The organism is Rosenbergiella epipactidis, assembly GCF_018494055.1.
In the GTDB taxonomy this organism is placed as follows: domain Bacteria; phylum Pseudomonadota; class Gammaproteobacteria; order Enterobacterales; family Enterobacteriaceae; genus Rosenbergiella; species Rosenbergiella epipactidis.
Genome location: NZ_JABBFQ010000003.1, coordinates 141,121 through 164,093, shown reverse-complemented (window position 1 = coordinate 164,093; position 22,973 = coordinate 141,121). Strand labels below are relative to the sequence as shown.

General features: G+C 49.2%; 23 protein-coding genes. 5 read left to right on the top strand and 18 right to left on the bottom strand.

Going from position 1 to position 22,973, the window contains the following annotated elements:
- Positions 1-96: 96 nt before the first annotated feature.
- The 3 genes from HGT71_RS06270 to ndk all read right to left on the bottom strand — a co-directional run bounded on the left by HGT71_RS06270 (position 97) and on the right by ndk (position 2,354).
- On the bottom strand, positions 97-525 hold the full coding sequence (locus HGT71_RS06270) for a tetratricopeptide repeat protein (protein ID WP_214217043.1): 429 nt from the start codon (positions 523-525) through the stop codon (positions 97-99).
- A 78-nt stretch (positions 526-603) separates the two neighbouring features.
- On the bottom strand, positions 604-1,773 hold the full coding sequence (rlmN, locus tag HGT71_RS06265; protein WP_099824670.1) for a dual-specificity RNA methyltransferase RlmN: 1,170 nt from the start codon (positions 1,771-1,773) through the stop codon (positions 604-606).
- Positions 1,774-1,922: 149 nt separating this feature from the next.
- The gene (gene ndk / locus HGT71_RS06260; protein ID WP_048912436.1) at positions 1,923-2,354 is read right to left on the bottom strand and encodes a nucleoside-diphosphate kinase; all 432 of its coding nucleotides are present in this window, start codon (positions 2,352-2,354) and stop codon (positions 1,923-1,925) included.
- Between the two features lie 273 nt (positions 2,355-2,627).
- Here ndk and sseA point away from each other — a divergent pair, with 273 nt between their 5' ends.
- The 3 genes from sseA (at position 2,628) to HGT71_RS06245 (ending at position 4,540) form a co-directional block, all read left to right on the top strand.
- Positions 2,628-3,470 (top strand): 3-mercaptopyruvate sulfurtransferase, encoded by an 843-nt coding sequence (gene sseA, locus HGT71_RS06255; protein ID WP_214217042.1) that lies wholly within the window; start codon positions 2,628-2,630, stop codon positions 3,468-3,470.
- Between the two features lie 471 nt (positions 3,471-3,941).
- Positions 3,942-4,193, top strand: a complete 252-nt coding sequence (locus HGT71_RS06250; RefSeq protein WP_214217041.1) for a type II toxin-antitoxin system RelE/ParE family toxin — start codon at positions 3,942-3,944, stop codon at positions 4,191-4,193.
- Positions 4,194-4,219: 26 nt separating this feature from the next.
- Positions 4,220-4,540, top strand: a complete 321-nt coding sequence (locus HGT71_RS06245) for a HigA family addiction module antitoxin (RefSeq protein WP_214217040.1) — start codon at positions 4,220-4,222, stop codon at positions 4,538-4,540.
- 207 nt (positions 4,541-4,747) lie between these two features.
- Here HGT71_RS06245 and sseB read toward each other — a convergent pair whose 3' ends face one another.
- The 11 genes from sseB to trmJ form a co-directional block, all read right to left on the bottom strand.
- Positions 4,748-5,515 (bottom strand): enhanced serine sensitivity protein SseB, encoded by a 768-nt coding sequence (sseB, locus tag HGT71_RS06240; protein ID WP_214217039.1) that lies wholly within the window; start codon positions 5,513-5,515, stop codon positions 4,748-4,750.
- 43 nt (positions 5,516-5,558) lie between these two features.
- A complete protein-coding gene (pepB, locus tag HGT71_RS06235; protein WP_214217038.1) occupies positions 5,559-6,842 on the bottom strand; it encodes an aminopeptidase PepB in 1,284 nt (427 codons plus the stop codon).
- Positions 6,843-6,857: 15 nt separating this feature from the next.
- The gene (gene iscX, locus HGT71_RS06230; RefSeq protein WP_099824681.1) at positions 6,858-7,058 is read right to left on the bottom strand and encodes a Fe-S cluster assembly protein IscX; all 201 of its coding nucleotides are present in this window, start codon (positions 7,056-7,058) and stop codon (positions 6,858-6,860) included.
- 58 nt (positions 7,059-7,116) lie between these two features.
- The gene (gene fdx, locus HGT71_RS06225) at positions 7,117-7,452 is read right to left on the bottom strand and encodes an ISC system 2Fe-2S type ferredoxin (RefSeq protein ID WP_048912443.1); all 336 of its coding nucleotides are present in this window, start codon (positions 7,450-7,452) and stop codon (positions 7,117-7,119) included.
- A 2-nt stretch (positions 7,453-7,454) separates the two neighbouring features.
- A complete protein-coding gene (hscA, locus tag HGT71_RS06220) occupies positions 7,455-9,305 on the bottom strand; it encodes a Fe-S protein assembly chaperone HscA (protein ID WP_214217037.1) in 1,851 nt (616 codons plus the stop codon).
- A 9-nt stretch (positions 9,306-9,314) separates the two neighbouring features.
- Positions 9,315-9,830 carry a co-chaperone HscB gene (hscB, locus tag HGT71_RS06215; protein ID WP_214217036.1) on the bottom strand — a complete coding sequence of 172 codons (516 nt, stop codon included), beginning with the start codon at positions 9,828-9,830 and terminating at the stop codon, positions 9,315-9,317.
- A 79-nt stretch (positions 9,831-9,909) separates the two neighbouring features.
- Positions 9,910-10,233 carry an iron-sulfur cluster assembly protein IscA gene (gene iscA / locus HGT71_RS06210; RefSeq protein WP_062812050.1) on the bottom strand — a complete coding sequence of 108 codons (324 nt, stop codon included), beginning with the start codon at positions 10,231-10,233 and terminating at the stop codon, positions 9,910-9,912.
- 14 nt (positions 10,234-10,247) lie between these two features.
- A complete protein-coding gene (gene iscU / locus HGT71_RS06205) occupies positions 10,248-10,634 on the bottom strand; it encodes a Fe-S cluster assembly scaffold IscU (RefSeq protein ID WP_048912456.1) in 387 nt (128 codons plus the stop codon).
- Between the two features lie 24 nt (positions 10,635-10,658).
- Positions 10,659-11,873, bottom strand: coding sequence for an IscS subfamily cysteine desulfurase (locus HGT71_RS06200; protein ID WP_214217035.1), 1,215 nt, complete (start codon positions 11,871-11,873; stop codon positions 10,659-10,661).
- Between the two features lie 75 nt (positions 11,874-11,948).
- Entirely contained in the window at positions 11,949-12,458 is a 510-nt protein-coding gene (gene iscR / locus HGT71_RS06195) for a Fe-S cluster assembly transcriptional regulator IscR (RefSeq protein ID WP_099824685.1), read from the bottom strand.
- A gap of 140 nt (positions 12,459-12,598) precedes the next feature.
- Positions 12,599-13,333 (bottom strand): tRNA (cytosine(32)/uridine(32)-2'-O)-methyltransferase TrmJ, encoded by a 735-nt coding sequence (trmJ, locus tag HGT71_RS06190; protein ID WP_214217034.1) that lies wholly within the window; start codon positions 13,331-13,333, stop codon positions 12,599-12,601.
- A gap of 123 nt (positions 13,334-13,456) precedes the next feature.
- Here trmJ and suhB point away from each other — a divergent pair, with 123 nt between their 5' ends.
- The gene (gene suhB / locus HGT71_RS06185; RefSeq protein WP_048912460.1) at positions 13,457-14,260 is read left to right on the top strand and encodes an inositol-1-monophosphatase; all 804 of its coding nucleotides are present in this window, start codon (positions 13,457-13,459) and stop codon (positions 14,258-14,260) included.
- Between the two features lie 63 nt (positions 14,261-14,323).
- On the opposite strand, the gene glyA is transcribed toward suhB, so the two are convergent.
- From glyA to purL, 3 genes are all read right to left on the bottom strand, one after another.
- Complete coding sequence (gene glyA, locus HGT71_RS06180) at positions 14,324-15,577, bottom strand: serine hydroxymethyltransferase (RefSeq protein WP_048912461.1); 1,254 nt, start codon at positions 15,575-15,577, stop codon at positions 14,324-14,326.
- Positions 15,578-15,884: 307 nt separating this feature from the next.
- Complete coding sequence (gene glnB / locus HGT71_RS06175; RefSeq protein ID WP_048912462.1) at positions 15,885-16,223, bottom strand: nitrogen regulatory protein P-II; 339 nt, start codon at positions 16,221-16,223, stop codon at positions 15,885-15,887.
- Positions 16,224-16,538: 315 nt separating this feature from the next.
- Positions 16,539-20,429 carry a phosphoribosylformylglycinamidine synthase gene (gene purL / locus HGT71_RS06170; protein ID WP_214217033.1) on the bottom strand — a complete coding sequence of 1,297 codons (3,891 nt, stop codon included), beginning with the start codon at positions 20,427-20,429 and terminating at the stop codon, positions 16,539-16,541.
- 270 nt (positions 20,430-20,699) lie between these two features.
- On the opposite strand from purL, the gene mltF reads away from it, so the two are divergent.
- Positions 20,700-22,151: a membrane-bound lytic murein transglycosylase MltF gene (gene mltF / locus HGT71_RS06165; RefSeq protein WP_214217032.1), complete on the top strand. Its 1,452-nt coding sequence runs from the start codon at positions 20,700-20,702 to the stop codon at positions 22,149-22,151.
- On the opposite strand, the gene tadA is transcribed toward mltF, so the two are convergent.
- A complete protein-coding gene (gene tadA / locus HGT71_RS06160) occupies positions 22,148-22,660 on the bottom strand; it encodes a tRNA adenosine(34) deaminase TadA (RefSeq protein ID WP_338327761.1) in 513 nt (170 codons plus the stop codon). The two genes, mltF and tadA, sit on opposite strands and share 4 nt — an antisense overlap.
- Positions 22,661-22,973: the final 313 nt, after the last annotated feature.

The window sequence follows — 22,973 nt, the reverse complement described above, 5'->3', positions numbered from 1 at the left end:
CTAGAATAGCGTTAAGCTTATCCGGATACGACTCATGTTACCTTCCCACTCATCACTAATCATTCTGGCGATGGCATTACTAGCATGATGCTGTCGCTACCGTGACGAGTCCGGTAAACAGGGATTTTCTTTTCCACTGTTTTGATTACCTACTGTTTTTTCATCACGTTTAACAATACGTCGAGCTTCATCATACTGCCCTAAAGTACAAAGAAAAGCACCGTAATTATCACTTAGCTGGGTATTTTCTGGAGCCATCTTAAAAGCACGTTGATAATACGAAACAGCCTTTAAGGTATCCCCTTGCTGTGCGGCTATCTGTGCTAGCCCCCACCATCCTTGAACATTATTCGGCTGGAGGGCCACCACTTTACGAAAGTTCCGTTCGGCGTGGCTGAGTTGCTTTATCTGAAGGTATTGCTCCCCAAGATAAAGCCGCATGGCCACGCTCTGTTCTACCGCTGAGTAATGCTGACAGCCTGCCAGTAAACTCACCCCCACCACTGCCCTTTTCCATTTAGTCATTTACTAGCCCTTATCATCCTTGACCAAGCGCTAGCATGACAGAATCAGTACAGTGGCGGAGTTCCCTTTCGCTTAAGGCTAGAGAGCTTTCACAGAAATTTGTTCACCTGCCATTTTCTTACGCAAGGTCCGTTTAGTCCGATCGATAACATCACCGGCTAACTGGCCACATGCCGCATCAATATCGTCACCACGGGTCTTACGGACAATGGTAGTAAAACCGTAATCCATTAACACTTTTGAAAAGCGGTCGATACGGCTATTAGAGCTGCGCCCATAAGGGGCTCCCGGGAAGGGGTTCCATGGGATTAAGTTAATTTTGCTCGGCGTATCTTTTAATAACTCGGCCAGTTCATGGGCGTCATCGGTGCTATCGTTGACATGGTCGAGCATCACGTATTCGATGGTCACTCGGCCTTGGTTAGCATTAGACTTACCAATATAACGTTTCACGGCGGCTAAGAAAGCTTCGATGTTGTACTTCTTATTAATCGGTACGATTTCGTCGCGGACTTTGTCATTCGACGCATGCAAAGAGATGGCCAAGGCTACATCAATCATATCACCGAGCTTATCCAGCGCAGGGACAACGCCTGAGGTGGATAATGTGACGCGGCGTTTAGATAAGCCAAAACCGAAATCGTCGAGCATAATTTCCATCGCAGGGACGACGTTAGTAAGGTTAAGCAAGGGTTCGCCCATCCCCATCATCACTACGTTGGTGATTGGGCGCTGACCAGTCACTTTCGCCGCACCGATAATTTTCGCCGCGCGCCAAACTTGTCCGATAATTTCCGACACTTTTAAGTTACGGTTGAATCCCTGTTGCGCAGTCGAGCAGAACTTACACTCCAAAGCACAGCCGACTTGTGAGGAAACACATAATGTCGCACGGTCTTTTTCTGGAATATAAACGGTCTCAACTAACTGGTCGCCGACTCGTATCGCCCACTTGATCGTCCCATCTGAAGAACGCATCTCTTCCGCGACTTCTGGTGCACGGATCTCCGCCATGTCGCTCAGTTTTTGACGGAATTTTTTATTGATATCCGTCATTTGCTCAAAATCGTCACAGCAGTAGTGGTAAATCCACTTCATAATCTGATCTGCACGGAAAGGCTTTTCGCCTAGGGATGCGACAAACTTGCGCATTTCTGTGCGATTCAGGTCGAGTAAGTTAACCTTGGTGGATTTAACAGGCGTAATAGCTGGCGCGAAAATTTCTGGGGTGGTGATAGAGTCTGACATAATAATCTCTGGCCTCGTTGTTACACGTTATGGCACGTAAAAGGAATTGATAATGTAAAAAAACGCACCCCCTCACAAAGCAAGGGGGTGCGTAGTGTACATCCATCTGCAATCAGATGCGAATGTACTGCGTGCGACGCGTTAAAAAATTAACGAGTACGTGCGCACACTTCTTCAGCAGAGAAGAAGTAAGCAATTTCACGTGCTGCAGACTCAGCAGAGTCAGAACCGTGTGTTGCGTTTTCGGTGAAGCTGTCAGCGTAATCCGCGCGCAGAGTACCTGCTAATGCGTTGTCTGGGTTAGTTGCGCCCATCAGGTCACGGTGACGTTGAATAGCGTTTTCGCCTTCTAAAACAGAAACAACAACTGGACCAGAAGTCATGAACTCAACCAGACCATCAAAGAATGGACGGCCTTTGTGCTCAGCGTAGAAGCCTTCTGCTTGCTCTTTAGTCAGTTGCAGCATTTTAGCGCCCACGATTTTGAAGCCAGCGCTTTCAAAACGGTTGTAGATTGCACCAATTACATTTTTAGCAACGGCGTTTGGCTTAATGATAGAAAAAGTACGTTCGATTGTCATAGTGACCTCAGTCTGAGCTTGCAAAATACCCTAACGCCGTCCTGTCACAGTTGACGAACGACGATAGTGAGAAACGGCGCCGATTATAGGTGGCAAACGCCTCGTTGCCTAGGTTAATCCATTATTTTTTATCATTTTGCCCTAATTATCTTCTTCCTTCGTGGTATCTCACAGTGTTCAGACCTTAACCCGATGCGGACTAAAAAGCTCCGTGACAAATTGAGCAAGCTTTGTCACTCTGTTCATCTTGATATTTTTAGGAGTGGAGAGACAATGAGTCATACTGTTTTCGTTACGCCGCACTGGCTGGCTGACCACCTCAACGATACCGGGATACAGGTCATCGATGCCCGATTATTCCCCCCAGGACAAGATCGGGTTCGTGACGTTGAGAATGAATATCATGCGGGGCATCTCCCTGAGGCAGTCTTCTTTAATATCGAACATCTCTCTGATAGCCATAGCCCCTATCCCCATATGTTACCTCGTGCGGATCATTTTGCCGTCGCGATGCGAGAACTTGGGGTCGATCATGAAAAGCATCTTATCGTTTACGATGAGGGAAATCTCTTTTCTGCGCCGCGTGCTTGGTGGATGCTACGTCACTTTGGTGTCGAAAAGGTATCGATATTGGCTGGCGGTTTGAAGGCTTGGCAACAAGCGAACTTACCGCTTGCCACCGGCCAAGTCACCTTACCGCCAACCCAATTCGAGGTTCAAGTAGCTGATGACGCCGTCGTTCCCCTGACTAAAATGTTAGTCCTGAGTCACGAAGGTGGCATGCAGATTATCGATGCACGCTCTGCTCCACGTTTTAACGCCGAAGCCGATGAACCTCGCCCCGGATTACGACGCGGGCACATCCCTAACAGCCTTAACCTACCTTGGGATCACTTGGTTAGCGAAGGTCGTTTAAAAGAGAACGAACAGTTACAAGCCCTGTTCCAGCAGGCAGGCGTCGATACCACGCAGCCAGCCGTCGTCACCTGCGGATCAGGCGTTACCGCAGTGGTAGTGTTACTCGCTTTATACCAACTGGGTCAGCATCAGGTCAGCCTTTATGATGGTTCTTGGGGCGAATGGGGAAGCCGCGACGATTTACCTGTAAGGCCTTAGGCATGCAACCGCGGGAATGACAAGTGGTTAAGATGGAAACCAAGTGAGCGTAACGGGGCCAGTTAATGTCTTATTTGGAACGTTAAGGGTCTATGCCTTCAAAATATCCCGTTTCGGTTAGCGTTAGGCACGGTGGTAATGGCCATCGTGTCTTACCCACTTAGAGGCAGCTTCCAACAGTGTCTAGCGAATGATTAGGCGACCGCCTGCAGCGTTTTCTCAATCCCCTTCTTTTCATTGTTTGCTAGTCGGCTTTGTACTGTTGACCGAGGTGCTTGAGGCGTAGACGCCCTTAACATCTCGGTTAACTTAATAATGACTCGCCCCTTTTGATGGATCCCATCGTTACTCCCGCCCATTTCTCGACCTATCTCATACAGGAGGCGTGTATTTTGTATAGAAGATTAAAAACGCTTGTTCCTTAATAAGGAACGGTCTAGGTTATCCCCTATCAAGGAAGAGGGTCCTTGCATGATTAAGTCTTTTAAGCACAAAGGATTGAAAAGGTTTTTCCAGACGGGTCAGACAGCAGGTATTCAAGCGGATCACGTCTCAAAACTCAGGTTGAGGCTTGCCGTCATCCACGCCGCTGCCGAAGTATCGGATATTAACATTCAGGGTTATGATCTTCACGCACTCAAGGGAACCAGAAAAGGCATTTGGTCCATAGCGGTAACGGGTTACTGGCGTATAACCTTCGAATTCAAAGATGGCGATGCCTAGATCATTAACTATGAGGACTACCACTAATGAGCGAAATGTTTAATCCCCCTCATGTTGGGGAGGTTGTTGCAGAGATTATTGAGGGCATAAATATAGGCACTCGTGAATTTTCTAGAGCGATGAACATCTCTCCATCCTCTGCACACCGATTACTTAACGGCCAAACAGTCGTAACGCCTGATATGGCGGTTAAGTTATCTGCCGTGTTAGGGAATACCCCTAAGTTTTGGCTTAATCTACAAGCTAACTACAGCCTATACCACGCAGAATCGTCGGTTGATACGTCTCACTTACGCCGACTGGTAGCAGATGCCCCTCCTGCTGCCATGGCGCAGTCAAAACCCTAGAAAGAACCGTCACCGAAGAGCGCGAGTAAGCCGTCGCTCTACTTATCAAAATTTGATGAAGTATTAGAGTTTTTGGCTGGCAGCCATGGATGATCACATTGATAGTCGATAAATAGCGGTAGCAGTCTAGGATCAAGCGGTGGACGTATTTGCTATTAAGACAAACCCCTTAGGGTTGGTTATCCAACTTTCGGGGTTCGCTCATTTCTATAAAATTCGCTGGCTACCCTTAAAATCTCGCAGGAAACTGCCCCAACGTCGTTCATAGAATGGGGTGATATGCGCTGTAAAGAAGTGGCTGACGCCGGAAGGCTGATCAGTAATTTCACACAGATCAATTAAGGCATCGTCGGCTAAGGTGTCCACCGCGACTTGACCCGCCTGCTGAATAATCGCGTCAATCTCACCGTCGGCTTCAATCCCTAGCAGTAAATTGGACGGTAACCCCTCTCCTTCCCGTATTTCGGCCAGAAAGGCACGGCGTACTGGCTTGAGTCCCGCAAACAGGGTGGTGAGGGAGCTGACGAGCTGTGCAGGCAGTTCATCGATTGCCGAGACCAGTAAGGTTTCCCCGCCTTCAATAATTTGTTGTTCAGAGAGCGCATCACCGCGATTATCTAATAAGGCGGCAATTTCGCTGGCAGAAAATTCTTTGCCTGTACTGCATTTGGGATTGAGGAATAGGTTATCGCCTCGCGTTAGCTCGAAGAGCGTTTTCACGGGGAGCTTAACCCAAGGCTCTCCCGATTCACATACCTCATTAAGCATTTGTTCAGAGGTGAAAAAAGGAATGACGCTTTCGCCATCGGCCTTCTCCCAATGCGTTAATTCGACGCCCGAGTCGGCAGTCAATTGTTGTGCAACGCTACGACCTAAAACCCAGGCATCAGCATCCAATAATGCCTGAAAAAAAGCAGGTCGATGTGCTGGTTCAGTGGCCGCCTGCGCCAACAGTTTTTCCAATTCAATGGACATAATAGGCTCTCAAAATCGGCAGGCATTACGCCTGCCCCGCAGATTATTTTAATAGCAGATTTGCTAAGGTACGTACGCCAATTCCCGTGGCCCCCGCTGACCACTGCTCGACACCAGCCTTACGATAGGTGGCTGAACAGTCAATATGTAACCACCCTTTTTTATACTCGGTCACGAACCAAGAAAGAAAGGCAGCTGCACTGCTCGCGCCAGCCGTGTGCGCTGGACTTGCGATATTATTGAGATCAGCGAAATTGGAAGGCAAGTGCTGACGGTGGAATTCCTCAACCGGTAAGCGCCAGAAGCTCTCTCCTTCGATACCTGCACTGTGCAGCAGTGATTGTGCCGCAATATCATCAAAACTAAAGAGCGCATGATAATCATTACCAAGTGCCATTTTCGCTGCACCGGTAAGGGTCGCTGCATCGATCAACAATTCAGGCTGTTGTGCGCTGGCATCAATTAACCCATCCGCTAAGACTAAACGGCCTTCAGCATCGGTGTTCATCACCTCAACCGACTTACCGTTACGATAGTGGATGATATCGCCCAGACGCATTGCATTACCGCTGACCATATTATCTGCACAGCAAAGAATTAGCTTCACACGCTTTGTTAAACCGCGAGCAATCGCTAAGGCTAACGCACCGGTCAGGGTAGCTGCACCGCCCATATCTGACTTCATTGAGTCCATAGGAACGCTTGGTTTAAGGCTATAGCCGCCCGTATCGAAGGTGATCCCTTTACCGACTAGACAAGCGAAAACCGGCGCTGCATCGTCGCCGCTCGGGTTATAATCGAGGGTTAACAATGCTGGGGAACGGGTGGAAGCACGACCAACGGTATGGAGACCCAGATAGCCTTGTTCACGAAGCTCGTCGCCTTTTAGAATACGGTAGGTGACCGCATCGGGGGCAACATTATTCAGCAGGTCAACCGCAGCACGGGCCAATTCTTGAGGTCCCAGATCTTCCGCAGGTTTATTGATGGTATCGCGAACCCAATCGATGATCGTCAAGCGGTGGTCGAGTTCGGCGCGATCCGCTTCAGACAGCGTCGGCCAAGTGACCTGACGCTGCCCTTTCGGCGAGCGGAAACCTTGCCAGAACGCCCAACAGGCTTCCAGATCCCATCCCTCACCGCTCAACACAACGTGGCGAATACCTTGTTGGTCGAGTTTACGCGCGGCGCGCTGTATCGCACCATTTTTATCTGCCTCGGCAAGATGGATTGTCATCCCTTCAGCATGAGGACTCATCAAGGCTTTGGCACCCCAGCATTCTGCTGCGGGTTGCTGACTTAGTTGTAAATGCATCGCTGTGGTCATCGCTGACTCCTAAACTTATTCGTATTCGTCAATCCAGACTAACAAAATCGCTTCTAAGATTTTTTCGTTTGATGCGTCAGGATTGTCATCAAAGCCGTCTAATTCACAGATCCAGGCATGCAGATCAGTAAACCTTACAGTTTTAGGATCGGTATCTGGATAGAGATCGTATAAGGCTTCACCAATCTCACGGCTATCTGTCCATTTTATCGACATGCTTATTTTCTCCATAGCAATCGGGCCAGAGGATAAGTCTGGCCCGATAAGGAATAAATTAGTGTTCCCGTGCGTGGTTCACGGTATAGCGAGGGAATTCGACGGTGAGGTCTTCATCAGTCACCCGTGCTTGGCAACTTAACCGGCTTTCTGGTTCAAGTCCCCAGGCCTTATCAAGCATATCATCTTCTAACTCGGAGCTTTCGGCTAAGGAGTCAAAACCTTCGCGTACCACACAGTGACAGGTAGTACAGGCGCAAGACTTTTCACAAGCATGCTCGACATCGATTCCATTGCGTAACGCGACATTCAGAATCGTTTCTCCAGGTGTCGCATCATAAACACCGCCATCCGGTAATAAATCGGCGTGGGGTAAAATCACTACTTTTGGCATAATTAAACCTCATCCACAGAATGTCCGGTCAACGCTTGACGAATAGACTTATCCATTCGTTGCGCGGCGAAATTCTGGGTAACTTGATCGAGTTGTTTTATTGCTTCTGCAATAGGTTGCGCATCAGACCCAGCGAGGGCTTCGCGTAGGGCGGCTTGCGCTGACGAAATTGCTTGCTGTTCTTCTTCACTCAGCAGTGCCGCATCTTCTGCTAATGCACCGTCTAAACTTTCTAAGACACGTAAACCGTCGACTTTCTGTTCCGCCACTTTACGGGCCGAAATATCGTCCCGTGCATGGGTCATCGAGTCGGTAAGCATTGTCGCAATCTCATTTTCCGTCAGGCCATAAGATGGCTTAACTTGGATTGACGCTTCCACTCCGGTGGATTTCTCCATCGCGCTGACACTCAACAAGCCATCGGCATCGACTTGGAAGGTGACACGGATATGCGCGCCCCCTGCAGGCATTGCTGGTATTCCCCGTAAGGCAAAGCGTGCGAGTGAACGGCAATCTTCCACCAATTCACGCTCGCCCTGTAATACGTGGATACTCATTGCTGTTTGGCCATCTTTGAAGGTAGTGAACTCCTGCGCACGTGCTACGGGAATCGTGGTATTACGCGGGATCACTTTCTCCGCTAAGCCACCCATAGTCTCTAAACCAAGAGAAAGCGGAATCACATCCAGTAGCAGCATTTCACTATCCGGTTTGTTACCGGCAAGAATGTCCGCTTGGATCGCAGCGCCTAAGGCAACCACTTTATCAGGATCGATAGAGGTTAGCGGCTCACGAGAGAAGAATTCGCCTACACGCTCACGGACAGCGGGAACGCGGGTTGATCCACCGACCATAACCACTTGCGCGATCTCATCTTCCTCAATACCTGCATCTTTAACCGTACGGCGGCACGCTAGCAAGGTACGCTTAATTAATGGCGCAATCAGCTGTTCGAACTGCTCTCGGGTTAAATGGCCCGTCCAGTCGCCGACGGTAATCGTCGTTTCTGACGCGTCACTTAACGCAATTTTTGCTTGGGTCGCAGCATCCAGCACTTCACGCAGTAAATGGCGGTCAGAGAGGTCGGTAATACCGGCTTGTTGTTGAATCCATTGCGCCACCAGCTGATCGAAATCGTCACCGCCCAGCGCGGAGTCGCCCCCTGTCGCCAATACTTCAAAGACACCACGGCTTAAACGCAAAATAGAGATATCAAAGGTGCCACCGCCTAAATCATAAACGGCGATAATCCCTTCCTGACCAGAGTCTAAACCGTAAGCGACGGCAGCGGCGGTCGGTTCATTCAGCAGGCGTAATACCTTCAGACCGGCTAAGCGCGCCGCATCTTTGGTTCCCTGACGTTGTGCATCGTCGAAATAAGCAGGAACCGTAATCACGACGCCTTCTAATTCTCCGCCCAAAGTCTCTTCCGCTCGCTTAGCGAGGGTCGATAGGATTTCCGAAGAAACAGAAATAGGGTTCACCTGCCCAACGGGAGTGGACATCAGCGGTAGGCCGTTTTCGCTAGCATAGAAATGGTAAGGCAGTTGCGGATAACGCTGTTGCACATCCGCCAGCGAGCGACCGAGTAGACGTTTAACCGAACTAAAGGTATGAGCCGGATCGGTCACCGCTTGTTCACGGGCCTGCCAGCCAACGATAGTCTCCTCAGTGGTATAACGTACCACTGACGGCAGCAGATCGCGCCCTTGTGCATCGGCCAGGGTCGTCGTTTCGCCACTGCGCACGGTAGCAACCAGTGAGTGAGTGGTCCCCAAGTCGATACCAGCCGCGAGACGACGCTGGTGCGGAACTGAACTTAATCCAGGTTCGCTGATTTGAAGTAACGCCATCGTTTATCCTTAAAAATCGAGCCATTTCTCTTCCAGTGCCTCAGCATGCTCGGCGAGCCTGGTAAAGAAACGGAGTTTACGGACTGTATCGGCGGCTTGCTGCCACTGTTGCTCGGCAAGTTGCTGCGCGACAACACTCATCAACGATTTATGCTGCTGTTTGATATCGCTCAAATAACGCGTTAACGCCTCGCTATCCTGTTGCTGTTCGATCGTTTCCAACGTTTCTCTAAGCGTCAGTTGCGCCATAAGAAACTCGGTATCGTGCATAGTATGTTGTTCGTTATTGATGTCATAACCATGCAGCGAGAGAATATATTCAGCACGAGGTAACGGTTTACGTAAGGCTTGATACCCTTGATTGATATTTGCCGCAGTAGTGAGTGCCTGTAAGCGTTCGGCTTCTGGCTGAGTGGCAAAGTTATCGGGGTGATAACGACGTTGCAAAGCTTGATACCGCTCGGCGAGTGACGAAGTGTCGAGCGTGAAGCTTTCTGGCAGGTCAAACAGCGTAAAAAAGTTCATAAGCTATCAGTTCGCGTAAGACAAACTCATCGCCCCAGCGAGCTGGGGCGATGAGTTAAATCAGTGTATGACATCAAAGTTATACGTTAAAGCTCTCGCCGCAACCGCATTCATCTTTGACATTAGGATTGTTGAATTTAAAGCCTTCGTTAAGCCCTTCTTTGACGAAATCCAATTCCGTCCCGTCGAGGTAAACTAAACTTTTACCATCAACAATCACTTTAACGCCTTTGTCTTCGAAGACAAGATCGTCAGGCTGTAATTCATCGACAAACTCTAGAACGTAAGCCATGCCCGAGCACCCTGAGGTGCGCACCGCGAGGCGCAGGCCAACGCCCTGCCCGCGGTTGGTTAAGAAGGCGCTCACACGAGCTGCCGCTGAATCACTCAGGGAAATTGACATGTTAACTCCCTAACTTACTTAGCGGTTTTCTTGCTCTTGTAGTCATCGATAGCCGCTTTAATCGCATCTTCTGCAAGAATCGAACAGTGGATCTTCACCGGTGGAAGCTCCAGTTCTTCAGCGATTTGCATATTAGAAATGCTTTGCGCTTCGTCTAGGGATTTACCTTTTACCCACTCGGTGATCAGCGAGCTTGATGCAATCGCAGAACCGCAGCCGTAGGTTTTGAAACGCGCATCTTCGATGATACCTGTATCGCTAACTTTGATTTGTAGCTTCATTACGTCACCACAAGCTGGCGCACCGACCATGCCGCTGCCTACGCTGGGATCAGCATTATCAAAGGAGCCGACGTTACGTGGATTTTCGTAGTGATCTATTACTTTTTCGCTATAAGCCATGATATTTCTCCAAAATCTAAAAAATTAGTGGTGCGCCCATTCGATGCTATTTAAATCTACGCCGGCTTTGAACATCTCCCATAATGGAGATAAGTCACGGAGGCGACCGATAGATTTGTGGCATAAATCAATAGCATAATCGACTTCTTCTTCAGTGGTAAAGCGCCCTAAAGAGAAACGAATTGAGCTGTGAGCCAGTTCATCGTTCATACCTAATGCACGCAGTACATAGGAAGGTTCCAAGCTTGCAGACGTACAAGCTGAACCGGACGATACGGCTAAATCTTTCAGCGCCATGATTAATGACTCGCCTTCAACATAGTTGAAGCTGACATTAAGGATATTTGGCGCACCATTTTCTAGATCACCATTCAGATACACTTCTTCCATATCTTTCAGGCCATCCCACAGACGGGTACGCAGTTTGCTAAGGCGAGCCATTTCAGTGCTCATCTCTTCTTTAGCAATACGATACGCTTCGCCCATACCGACGATTTGGTGAACAGGCAGAGTACCGGAACGCATACCACGTTCGTGACCGCCGCCATGGATCTGGGCTTCTAAACGAATACGTGGTTTACGACGTACGTATAAGCCACCAATTCCCTTAGGACCGTAGATCTTGTGTGCAGAGAAGGACATCAAATCAACTTTTAGAGTTGATAAGTCAATCGGTAATTTACCAACGCTTTGCGTCGCATCGACGTGGAAGATAATCCCTTTAGCGCGGCAAATCTCACCCAAGCCAGCGATATCTTGTACTACGCCGATTTCGTTATTCACGTGCATCACAGAAGCTAGCACGGTATCGTCGCGCAGTGCGGCAATGAACTGCTCTAAGGTGATAAGACCGTTAGCTTGCGGAGAAAGATAGGTAATCTCGAATCCTTCACGCTCTAACTGACGGCAAGTATCCAGTACGGCTTTGTGCTCGGTTTTAACCGTTACCACGTGCTTACCTTTTTTCTGGTAGAACGTAGCAGCACCTTTGATGGCTAAGTTGTCAGATTCGGTTGCACCCGAGGTGAAAACAATTTCACGCGGATCCGCACCAATCAGTTCAGCAACTTGGTTACGAGCGATGTCAACCGCCTCTTCCGCCTGCCAACCGAAACGGTGTGAACGTGATGCGGGGTTACCAAAATTGCCATCTTGGGTCATACATTGCATCATTTTTTCAGCAACGCGAGCGTCAACAGGTGTCGTCGCTGAGTAGTCGAGATAAATCGGTAATTTCATTGCTCTTAAGCTCCGTACATCACTTCATTGCATGTTATATTTTATTAAAATTGACAGTCGATAAAGATGGAATCATTACGAGCCTACTGCACGCAATTTAACATCGATTTTCTCGGCGATACGGCCAGATTGCTGAAATCGACGATTATCAACAGTCGCTTGACGTCCAGCAACATCCAAGATCTCTTGATTGTTAACTAACTCCGCCAGCGAAATATTATTTAAAAAGTCACTAATTCTGTCGCTCAGGTCGCGCCATAATGCGTGCGTTAAACAACGCTCGCCACCTTGGCAACCTTCTTTGCCTTGACACTTGGTTGCATCAACCGACTCGTCTACCGCCATGATCACGGTACCGACCGAGATATTAGCCGCTTGTTGACCAAGAAGATAGCCACCACCGGGTCCGCGTACGCTGGACACCAACTCATGTTTTCTCAGACGCGAGAACAACTGCTCTAAGTAAGAGAGCGAAATACCTTGGCGCTCTGAAATATCTGCCAGCGGAACCGGCCCTTCATGAGAGTGTAACGCAACGTCTAACATAGCGGTGACTGCGTAACGCCCTTTGGATGTCAGTCTCATTGTGATACGACCTCGGTTTTCACAGTTGTCAGAATGTTAAATAATTGATGCTGACAGTCTGACATTCCTGAGTGATTTGGTCAACTATTTACCTGACTAAATTACTCAGGTATTTAACCGAATGTGCGTATCACGGCACCCTAACCTTTAGGCTTTTCACCCTTCTGAAAGGAAGAGAGCATCCCACGCAGAATGTTCAATTCATCCCGTTCAGGGCGTGCACGGGTAAAGAGACGGCGAAGTTTACTCATCACTTGACTAGGGTTGCCCTGACGAATAAAGCCACTTTCCAGCATCATTCCTTCCATATGCTGATAGAAACGCTCTAAATCATCCACCAGTGGGTAAGGCGACTCTTCCGTTTGCGGCGCTGCCGGAGACTGTTCACTCGCCAGCCATGCCATGCGGACTTCGTAAGCGATAATTTGCACGGCCATGGCGAGATTTAATGAGCTGTAATCAGGGTTTGCAGGGATGGCAACGTGATAGTGGCATTTTTGTAGCTCGTCGTTGGTTAAGCCCACGCGCTCACGTCCAAAAACCAACGCGACCGGTGCTTGCTGCCCTTCTTCAACGCTTTTCATCCCACACTCACGGGCATCCAGCATCGGCCAAGGCAGTGAACGAGAGCGTGCGCTGGTGCCAACCACTAAACTACACCCTGAGATCGCTTCGTCGAGCGTGTCGACAATGGTAGCGTTGCCGATCAGATCGCTCGCACCGGCAGCAAGCGAGATCGCTTGCGAGTCAGGTTTAAGCAATGGGTTAACCAGATAAAGGTTAGAAAGACCCATCGTTTTCATGGCACGGGCGACTGAGCCCATATTCCCGGTGTGAGAAGTTTCAACCAAGACAATTCGTATATTCTGTAACATAAGCAGGATTCATGTCGCCAAAAGAAATAATGACAGGATACTAACATAAACTAAGACTTTTATTTAACCTTCTGCTATACTGCCCGCGATTTTTCGTTCTTTAACATCCAGTGGGAATAACCGATGCATCCGATGCTGAACATCGCCGTGCGCGCAGCGCGCAAGGCCGGCAATCTTATCGCCAAAAATTATGAAACGCCTGACGCAGTAGAAACGAATCAAAAAGGCACCAACGATTTTGTCACCAACGTTGACCGTGACGCCGAGCGTTTAATTATCGAAGTTATCCGTAAATCTTATCCGCAACACAGTATTGTGACGGAAGAAAGCGGAGATTTAGGTGGTGAAGATAAGGACATACAATGGGTTATCGATCCCCTGGATGGCACCAGTAACTTCATTAAACGTTTCCCACACTTCTCCGTTTCTATCGCCGTGCGTATCAAAGGCCGTACTGAAGTGGCTGTAGTTTATGATCCAATGCGTAACGAACTCTTCACCGCGGTACGTGGCCAAGGCGCACAGCTTAATGGTTACCGTTTACGTGGCAGCACTGCACGCGATTTAGACGGTACGATTATCGCAACAGGTTTCCCATTTAAAGCGAAACAGCATTCAGCCAGTTACCTCAACGTGGTCACCGCATTATTCACTAAATGTGCAGATTTCCGCCGTACCGGGTCAGCTGCTTTGGATTTAGCCTATGTGGCAGCAGGTCGTACCGATGGCTATTTTGAAATTGGTTTGAAACCTTGGGATTTCGCTGCAGGTGAACTGCTGGTTCGCGAAGCGGGTAGCTTAGTGACTGATTTCACTGGCGGTCATGGTTACCTGCAATCAGGCAACATCGTCGCGGGTAACTCACGCGTTGTACGTGAAATGTTAGCGGTTATGCGCGACCAACTGAGTGATGCGTTAAAACGCTAAGTCCTCTAAATAAAGAAAAGCCGCGATAGTGACCTATCGCGGCTTTTTTATTGCTTCGCTCTCTTAAGCGTAAACAGGGAAGCGAGCGCAAAGCGCCAGAACTTGGCCTTTCACGCGTTCGATCGTCGCTGCATCGTTGATATTATCCAATACATCGGCAATCCATCCTGCTAGCTCGCGAACTTCCGCTTCTTTAAAGCCACGACGCGTTACTGCTGGGGTACCGATGCGGATACCAGAAGTGACGAACGGGCTTTTCGGATCGTTAGGTACGCTGTTTTTATTGACCGTAATATTCGCGCTACCTAGCGCGGCATCGGCTTCTTTGCCGGTAATATTCTTCTCAACCAGGTCCAATAAGAACAGGTGGTTATGCGTCCCGCCCGAGACGATGTTATACCCACGCTCAAGCAGAACCTCTACCATCGCTTTAGCGTTCTTAGCAACCTGCTGTTGGTAAGTTTTGAACTCGGGTTCCATCGCTTCTTTGAATGCTACCGCTTTACCCGCGATAACATGCATTAATGGACCGCCCTGACCGCCTGGGAATACGGCAGAGTTCAATTTCTTATAAAGATCTTCATCACCGCCTTGAGCCAGGATCAAGCCACCGCGTGGACCGGCTAAGGTTTTGTGGGTCGTTGTGGTCACCACGTGAGCATGCGGTAATGGGTTAGGGTAGACATCCGCTGCGACGAGGCCTGCAACGTGTGCCATATCAACGAATAACCATGCGCCGATGCTGTCCGCGATTTCACGCATTTTTGCCCAATCACAGACGCCTGAATAGGCAGAAAATCCGCCAATGATCATTTTAGGCTTGTGTTGCTGAGCAAGTGCTGCAAGCTCGTCATAATCAATCTTGCCGCTTTCATCAATGCCGTAAGGGATGACGTTATAAAGTTTCCCGGATAGGTTAACGGGAGAACCGTGAGTGAGGTGGCCGCCATGTGCCAGGTTCATTCCAAGAATAGTGTCGCCTGGGGTTAACAGGGCGGTAAACACGCCGAAGTTAGCTTGAGAACCTGAGTGAGGCTGAACGTTAGCGTAATCTGCACCGAATAACGCTTTTGCACGGTCAATCGCCAGTTGTTCTACGATATCAACGTATTCGCAACCACCATAGTAACGCTTGCCCGGGTAACCTTCGGCATACTTATTGGTCAGTTGTGATCCTTGCGCTTCCATAACACGTGGACTGGTGTAGTTTTCTGAAGCAATCAGTTCGATATGCTCTTCCTGACGCACTTTCTCCTGCTCCATTGCCTGCCATAATGCCGCATCGTAATCGGCTATGTTCATTTCTCGCTTTAACATTCCCATCTCCACTCAGCTTGCTTTTAACATCAAAATTCCCCCACAACGGGTAATGGCGGTTAGTGTAAACTCTTTTCAAGCTGGGTGGTAGAGAGAAGCCCGTCTTTTTACGCAAACGTTTGGCTTTTCATTCTGAGCGTTGATATTACCGCCAAGTATGCCATCTAGTGATACGAAAGCGGGTAAGAAAACAAAGAATACTTCACATGGGAGGGAGTGAGATAAAGCAGAGTATCGGGGGGATAACGCAAAGCAGCACGAACAGGATTTACGCTTACTCCTCGCGCTGCTAAGACGGAAATCAGGATTAAATGGCGTCTTCGTCTTCTTCACCGGTACGGATCCGCACTACGCGCGCCACATCCACCACGAAGATTTTACCATCACCGATTTTACCGGTCTGAGCGGTTTTCATTATCGTTTCTAGGCAAGTGTCTACCATATCATCGGCAATCACGATTTCAATTTTTACTTTCGGTAAAAAGTCGACCATATATTCAGCGCCGCGGTACAGTTCGGTATGCCCTTTCTGGCGTCCAAAACCTTTGACTTCCGTGACGGTCATTCCGGTGATCCCGACTTCAGCAAGAGATTCACGGACATCATCCAATTTGAACGGTTTAATGATCGCTTCTATTTTCTTCATGACAAAACCTTATTATCCGTTGCGTCGCCAAACAAGGGCTACTCATAGGGTGAATGCGTTATGCGGGTAAGAGACGCGTATTATTGCTGAATTGCTCAGGGAAGTCACTGGACAAGAAAATAAGGTGCCCCACGACTGTGATGTCCAGATAAGATAACGCGTTATCAACTCTAGGACAGAAGGCACCTTATTGGCATCATTTTTATTTATGAATCACAAAGTCATCATAACAGTAAATGAATTCAGCGAATCATATCAACAAAGCCTTGCAGGGCGAATAGCCCCACAACGCTTTAGGAGTTTTCCAGAATCAACTTAGCCTAGTTGTTTACGTGCATTTCTGAACAGACGCATCCATGGGCTATCCTCACCCCAATTTTCTGGGTGCCATGAATTGCTGACAGTACGGAACACACGTTCTGGGTGCGGCATCATGATGGTGACACGCCCAGAGGTATTGGTCACCGCCGTAATACCGTTCGGCGAGCCATTCGGGTTAGCCGGGTACTGTTCCGTCACTTGCCCTTGGTTGTTCACAAAACGTAAAGCGGCGAGCTTACTATTTTCAAGTTGCTGTAAATGTTCGTTATTACGCACTTCCACAAAGCCCTCGCCATGAGAAACCGCGATAGGCATCCGTGAACCGACCATTCCCTCTAATACCAGTGAAGGACTGTCGACCACTTCAACCAAACTGAAACGGGCTTCAAAGCGCTCAGACTGGTTGCGAACGAAACGTGGCCACAATTCGCTGCCCGGAATGATCTCACGTAAGTTAGAGACCATCTGGCAACCATTACAGACCCCAAGGGCTAAGGTTTGGTCACGGTTGAAGAAGTCGGCAAAGGTATCACGCACACGTGGATTGAACAGGATAGACTTCGCCCAGCCCTCTCCCGCTCCGAGCACATCCCCATAGGAGAAGCCACCACACGCCGCGAGCATATGGAATCCATCAAGATTCGTGCGTCCTGCCAGTAAATCGCTCATATGAACGTCGCGCGTGTCGAAACCGGCGCGGTGGAAAGCCGCCGCCATTTCCACGTGAGAGTTAACACCTTGCTCACGTAATACCGCTAATACCGGGCGAGCGCCTGTGGCAATCATCGGTGCCGCGATATCGTCACTAGGATCGAAGCTCAGTGACACATTCAGCCCAGGATCGCGCTCATCTAATTTCGCTTGATGTTCTTGATCCGCGCAAGCCGGGTTATCACGGAGACGCTGCATTTGCCACGTCGTTTCCGCCCACCATTCACGCAGTTGTGAGCGTTTTTCTGAATAGACAGGTTGCCCTTCGGCGACCAGCGTAAAATGGTCCCCTGAGCAAGCGGAGCCGATAACATGAAGTTCGTTACCTAGTCCTTGCTCTGCAAACACCGCTTGAACGGTATCGAGATCTTCACGCGCAATTTGTAACACCGCCCCCAGCTCTTCATTGAACAACGCGGCAACGGAGTGAGCACCCAGCGTACTGATATCTGCATCAATGGCGCAATGGCCGGCGAAGGCCATCTCTGCCAGCGTGACCAATAATCCCCCGTCGGAACGGTCATGGTAGGCCAGTAGTTTTCGTTCACTGACTAATTGCTGAATAGCATTGAAGAAACCACGAAGCTTCTCGGTATCGCGGACATCTGCCGGATGTTGTCCCAACTTACGATAAACTTGTGCCAAGGCTGTCGCGCCGAGGGCTTGCTGCCCCTGACCAAGATCAACCAGTAGCAGTAAGTTATCACGATCCGTTTTAAGTTCCGGGGTAACCGTTAAGCGCACATCCTCGACACGCGCAAAGGCCGTGATCGCGAGTGACATTGGAGAGATAACCTCACGGCCTTCCCCCTGCTCCTGCCAACGCGTTTTCATCGACATGGAGTCTTTGCCTACAGGGATAGTTAAGCCCAATGCCGGGCAAAGCTCTTCGCCGACGGCTTTTACCGCATCGTATAACCCCGCATCTTCGCCTGGGTGGCCCGCTGCAGCCATCCAGTTTGCAGAGAGTTTGATCTGCTTTAAATCGCCAATCGCCGTAGCGGCTAAGTTGGTCAATGCTTCGCCCACCGCTAATCGTGCTGAGGCAGCATAGTCAAGTAAGGCCACTGGCGCACGCTCACCCATGGCAAACGCCTCACCTGTATAGCTATCTAAACTGGCCGTGGTCACGGCACAGTTTGCAACCGGAATTTGCCACGGCCCCACCATCTGGTCACGCGCCACCATGCCGGTTACCGTCCGGTCACCGATAGTGATTAAGAAGGTTTTTTCCGCTACCGCCGGTAGGTGAAGAACGCGTTTTACAGCTTCGGCCAGATCAATATCTTCGGCAGTAAAGCTATCCCCTTTCGCCTGCTGACGACGTACGTCACGGGTCATTTTCGGGGTTTTACCCAATAGAACGTCCAGTGGCATGTCGATAGGTTGGTTATCGAAGTGCGGATCGTCTAATGTTAGGTGCTGTTGCTCTGTCGCTTCACCGATAACGGCATAAGGTGCGCGCTCGCGCTGACAAATGGCATCAAATTCGGCTAATTTATCTGTGTCGACCGCCAAGACATAACGCTCTTGAGATTCATTACACCAGATCTCTAACGGCGTCATGCCCGGCTCATCATTTAGAATTTTACGGAGATCAAAGCGTCCGCCCCGTCCACCGTCTGAAACCAACTCTGGCATGGCATTCGAAAGTCCCCCTGCGCCAACATCATGGATAAACAGAATGGGGTTTTCTTCACCACGTTGCCAGCAACGGTCGATAACTTCTTGGCAGCGTCGTTCCATTTCCGGGTTATCTCGCTGTACCGAGGCAAAATCGAGATCTGCATCAGATTGACCAGAATCCATCGAGGAGGCTGCCCCGCCGCCCAGACCGATATTCATTGACGGGCCGCCGAGGACAATCAGTTTTGCACCAACGGTAATGTCACCCTTTTGAACATGGTCGTCACGGATATTACCGATGCCGCCCGCCAACATGATAGGTTTATGGTAACCACGGATCTCATCACCATTATGGCTGCTCACCTTCTCTTCATAGGTACGGAAATAACCGTTTAGCGCCGGGCGACCAAATTCATTATTAAACGCAGCGCCCCCTAGCGGGCCGTCAAGCATGATATCCAGTGCGGTAACAATACGCTCTGGTTTACCAAAATCCTCTTCCCAAGGTTGCTCAAAACCAGGAATACGTAAGTTTGATACCGAGAATCCAGTTAGGCCTGCTTTAGGTTTCGCTCCGCGACCGGTTGCACCTTCATCGCGAATTTCGCCACCCGAACCGGTAGCGGCACCTGGCCATGGAGAGATTGCGGTTGGGTGGTTGTGCGTCTCAACCTTCATTAAGATATGAATAGGTTGTTGATGGAAATCGTACTGACCTGTCTCTGCTTCTGCGTAAAAACGCCCCGCAACAGAACCTTCCATCACCGCCGCATTATCTTTATAGGCAGACAGCACATGCTCTGGCGTGGTTTCGAAGGTGTTTTTGATCATTTTAAACAGCGACTTGGGTTGCGCGACGCCATCAATCACCCAATCCGCATTAAATATTTTGTGGCGACAGTGCTCAGAGTTAGCTTGAGCAAACATATACAACTCAACATCATTGGGATTTCTACCCAGCTGTGTAAAGGCGTTGAGTAGATAATCAATTTCATCTTCCGCGAGCGCAAGACCTAAACGAACATTCGCTGCAGAGAGCGCTTGGCGACCACCTTGTTGAATATCAATGGTGGTTAGCGGGTGCGGCGTATGTTGGGTAAACAGTTGTGCTGCGTCAGCAAGATCAGTAAAGACGGTTTCCATCATCCGATCGTGAAGTAAAGCCGCGACCTGCTCGAATTGTGCTTTATCAAGCTCAGGGGCATCGAGATAGAAAGCTAATCCACGCTCTAAGCGCTTCACCATCGGTAATTCACAGTTATGCGCAATGTCAGTAGCTTTCGATGACCATGGAGAGATGGTACCTGGACGTGGGGTGACTAAGAGCAGTTGCCCTTGCGGCGTATGCTCGGCCAATGACGGACCATAGCGTAATAATTTTTCTAAGCGCGTTGTTTGCTCATCGGTTAACGGTTGTGTCACGTCAGCAAAGTGCACATATTCGGCATAGAGTGAACGGACAGGTAACTGAAGTTCTTGAAAAGTGGTGACTAGCTTGTTAATTCGAAAGGCAGACAGGGCAGGCGAACCACGCAAAATTTCCATCATTAATCATCTCTCGTCGTCGGTATGTCTGGCTGACATACACTGGCGCTACAGTGGGAAAACGGCGCTAGTATAATGAATCTCTTCGCAATACGAAACCGTTTGCGCGGAATTTATCGTATGAGCCCTCCTCCGATTTGATGAACATTTATTGCTTAAAAAGTTGCTCTCTGGCGTTAAATTGCTCAGAATACGCTCCGTCTTGCGTTAAGAAATCAAAAGATTCACTCCCTAACACTAGGGGAATCGCGAGCAGAACCGAGAGATAACTATTTGAAATGTATAAAATTTAATTATTTCTTTATCGGTCTTGTCACCTTATTACTAGCATCAGCTTTATGGCCAGCAATACCCTGGCACACTGGGAAACAAGATTCTCTTGCGCAGATCCAATCGCGCGGAGTGTTGCGTATCAGCACCCTGAATTCGGCGCTGACATACCAACAGGTTAAAGATCAATCGCAGGGAATGGACTACGAACTGGCTAAGCGCTTTGCAGATTACCTAGGCGTGAAGTTAGAGGTCACCGTCCGTCCCAATATAAAGAGTTTGTTTAACGACTTATCTGAGCAACATTCAGACCTTTTGGCCGCTGGCTTAAACTGGGATGAGCATCGTGCACAGGAATACGTCGCTGGACCGGCTTATTACAGCACCTCGCAGCAACTGGTTTATCGTGTCGATAAACTGCGACCTAAGAGCTTAAATGACTTGCAGGGGACCTTGAGTATTCTCGATGGGTCAACGTTTGCGAGTACGCTCGAGGCAGAGAAGGCCAATCGCTTCCCTACACTACACTGGGTAACCGAAAGGCATCTAGGACCTCAGCAAATCTTACGAGAGGTAGTAGAAGGTAAAATTGACTACACCATCGCCGACTCAGCGACGGTAGAAATGATGCAACGTATTTATCCCAAACTTGCTGTCGCCTTTACGGTAACGCAAGAACAACCGGTAAATTGGTACATCGCAGGCAATAAGAGTGACAGTCTGCATGCCGCCATGTTGGATTTTTTCAGTCAACTAAACGAGCAAGGGACATTAGCGCGTTTAGAAGAAAAATATTTAGGGCATTCAGGACATTTCGACTACGTCGATACCCGGAGTTTCTTGCAAGCCGTAGATACACGATTACCGACACTTAAGCCGGTTTTCGAGAAATATGCCCAGAACTTTGATTGGCAGTTGTTGGCCGCGATGGCTTGGCAAGAGTCGCATTGGGATCCTCACGCAACCTCCCCAACGGGAGTCCGAGGGATCATGATGCTCACCAAGACCACGGCAAGTAGCTTAGATGTCAGTAATCGACTCGATACCGAAGAGAGTATTCGAGGAGGTAGCGAATATCTGCAGCGACTGATGCAACGATTACCGTCTGATATACCAAAGGATGAGCGCGTATGGTTTGCGCTAGCCGCTTACAATATCGGCTTAGCCCATCTGATGGATGCACGGCAATTGACGGTGAATCAAGGAGCCGATCCGAATAGCTGGAGCGATGTAAAAGTACGTTTGCCGTTACTCAGCAAAAAACGCTACTACTCGCAAACCACTTACGGTTATGCCCGTGGGCAAGAAGCCTACGATTATGTTGAAAAAGTACGTAAATACAATTTGAGTTTAGTCGGTTATCTACAAGAGATGGAACAACTACCTCTTGATCCGCCTCATACACCAAGTGGTATCTCTACCACCCCGGTAGAACCACAATTAGTGATGAACTAACTCTTTTGAGCCCGCGCCGCAAGGCGTGCGGCTTTTTTTTCGGCCCGGCGTTGCCTGAAAAAATCACTGAGTAAAGCACCACACTCTTCTGCCAACACTCCCCCACAAATAGTCGGCTGATGATTCATTCCAGGATGGCGTAAGATATCGACAAGCGATCCCGCTGCACCCGTTTTTGCATCACTGGCCCCAAAGACGATACGACCAATACGACCGTGGATCATCGCGCCTGCACACATCACACAGGGCTCTAACGTGACATAGAGCGTTGTATCAAGTAGGCGATAATTCCCTAGGGCCTGACCCCCTTGGCGGATTGCCATAATCTCCGCATGCGCAGTCGGATCGTGGTCGTTGATCGGCAGATTCCACCCCTCGCCAATCACCTGCTGTTGATAGACCAGTACCGCGCCCACAGGGACTTCACCCAATGTATGAGCGCGTTGCGCGAGTTGTATTGCATGGCGCATCCATTTTTCGTCATCATTAGGGGGAATAGTATTGTCCACAGTCGCAATCCTTAAAGCAGTAAATAACGGGGCATTATACGCATTGCTAACTATTTTAGGGCGAGATTATTGATGCAGGGTAGTCGCCTATCGGCAGTTAGGGGCTGAAATGTAGCCCTTTGTTCAGACCGCAACGTGTGGCATGAGGATCTAAGGAGAAGCCTCGGATTATGACGTAGATAAAAGTGCTATAGCCTGAGATTCTTCAAAGAGGGGCCAACAATAACTTGTCGTTAAGTTAAATAAGATGGGTGTTATCAATTTAGAAAGCGTTTACTAACGCTTGGTGGGATAATAGGGTTAAACCCTTTTT

Bases quoted from the DNA above. Each gene is read 5' to 3' on its own strand.
- suhB (WP_048912460.1), top strand. From the start codon at position 13,457: ATGCATCCGATGCTGAACATCGCCGTGCGCGCAGCGCGCAAGGCCGGC.
- rlmN (WP_099824670.1), bottom strand. From the start codon at position 1,773: ATGTCAGACTCTATCACCACCCCAGAAATTTTCGCGCCAGCTATTACG.
- purL (WP_214217033.1), bottom strand. From the start codon at position 20,429: ATGATGGAAATTTTGCGTGGTTCGCCTGCCCTGTCTGCCTTTCGAATT.
- HGT71_RS06250 (WP_214217041.1), top strand. From the start codon at position 3,942: ATGATTAAGTCTTTTAAGCACAAAGGATTGAAAAGGTTTTTCCAGACG.
- glyA (WP_048912461.1), bottom strand. From the start codon at position 15,577: ATGTTAAAGCGAGAAATGAACATAGCCGATTACGATGCGGCATTATGG.
- sseB (WP_214217039.1), bottom strand. From the start codon at position 5,515: ATGTCCATTGAATTGGAAAAACTGTTGGCGCAGGCGGCCACTGAACCA.
- iscA (WP_062812050.1), bottom strand. From the start codon at position 10,233: ATGTCAATTTCCCTGAGTGATTCAGCGGCAGCTCGTGTGAGCGCCTTC.
- iscU (WP_048912456.1), bottom strand. From the start codon at position 10,634: ATGGCTTATAGCGAAAAAGTAATAGATCACTACGAAAATCCACGTAAC.
- hscA (WP_214217037.1), bottom strand. From the start codon at position 9,305: ATGGCGTTACTTCAAATCAGCGAACCTGGATTAAGTTCAGTTCCGCAC.
- pepB (WP_214217038.1), bottom strand. From the start codon at position 6,842: ATGACCACAGCGATGCATTTACAACTAAGTCAGCAACCCGCAGCAGAA.
- iscR (WP_099824685.1), bottom strand. From the start codon at position 12,458: ATGAGACTGACATCCAAAGGGCGTTACGCAGTCACCGCTATGTTAGAC.
- hscB (WP_214217036.1), bottom strand. From the start codon at position 9,830: ATGAACTTTTTTACGCTGTTTGACCTGCCAGAAAGCTTCACGCTCGAC.
- sseA (WP_214217042.1), top strand. From the start codon at position 2,628: ATGAGTCATACTGTTTTCGTTACGCCGCACTGGCTGGCTGACCACCTC.
- HGT71_RS06270 (WP_214217043.1), bottom strand. From the start codon at position 525: ATGACTAAATGGAAAAGGGCAGTGGTGGGGGTGAGTTTACTGGCAGGC.
- HGT71_RS06245 (WP_214217040.1), top strand. From the start codon at position 4,220: ATGAGCGAAATGTTTAATCCCCCTCATGTTGGGGAGGTTGTTGCAGAG.
- glnB (WP_048912462.1), bottom strand. From the start codon at position 16,223: ATGAAGAAAATAGAAGCGATCATTAAACCGTTCAAATTGGATGATGTC.
- trmJ (WP_214217034.1), bottom strand. From the start codon at position 13,333: ATGTTACAGAATATACGAATTGTCTTGGTTGAAACTTCTCACACCGGG.
- iscX (WP_099824681.1), bottom strand. From the start codon at position 7,058: ATGTCGATAAAATGGACAGATAGCCGTGAGATTGGTGAAGCCTTATAC.
- HGT71_RS06200 (WP_214217035.1), bottom strand. From the start codon at position 11,873: ATGAAATTACCGATTTATCTCGACTACTCAGCGACGACACCTGTTGAC.
- ndk (WP_048912436.1), bottom strand. From the start codon at position 2,354: ATGACAATCGAACGTACTTTTTCTATCATTAAGCCAAACGCCGTTGCT.
- fdx (WP_048912443.1), bottom strand. From the start codon at position 7,452: ATGCCAAAAGTAGTGATTTTACCCCACGCCGATTTATTACCGGATGGC.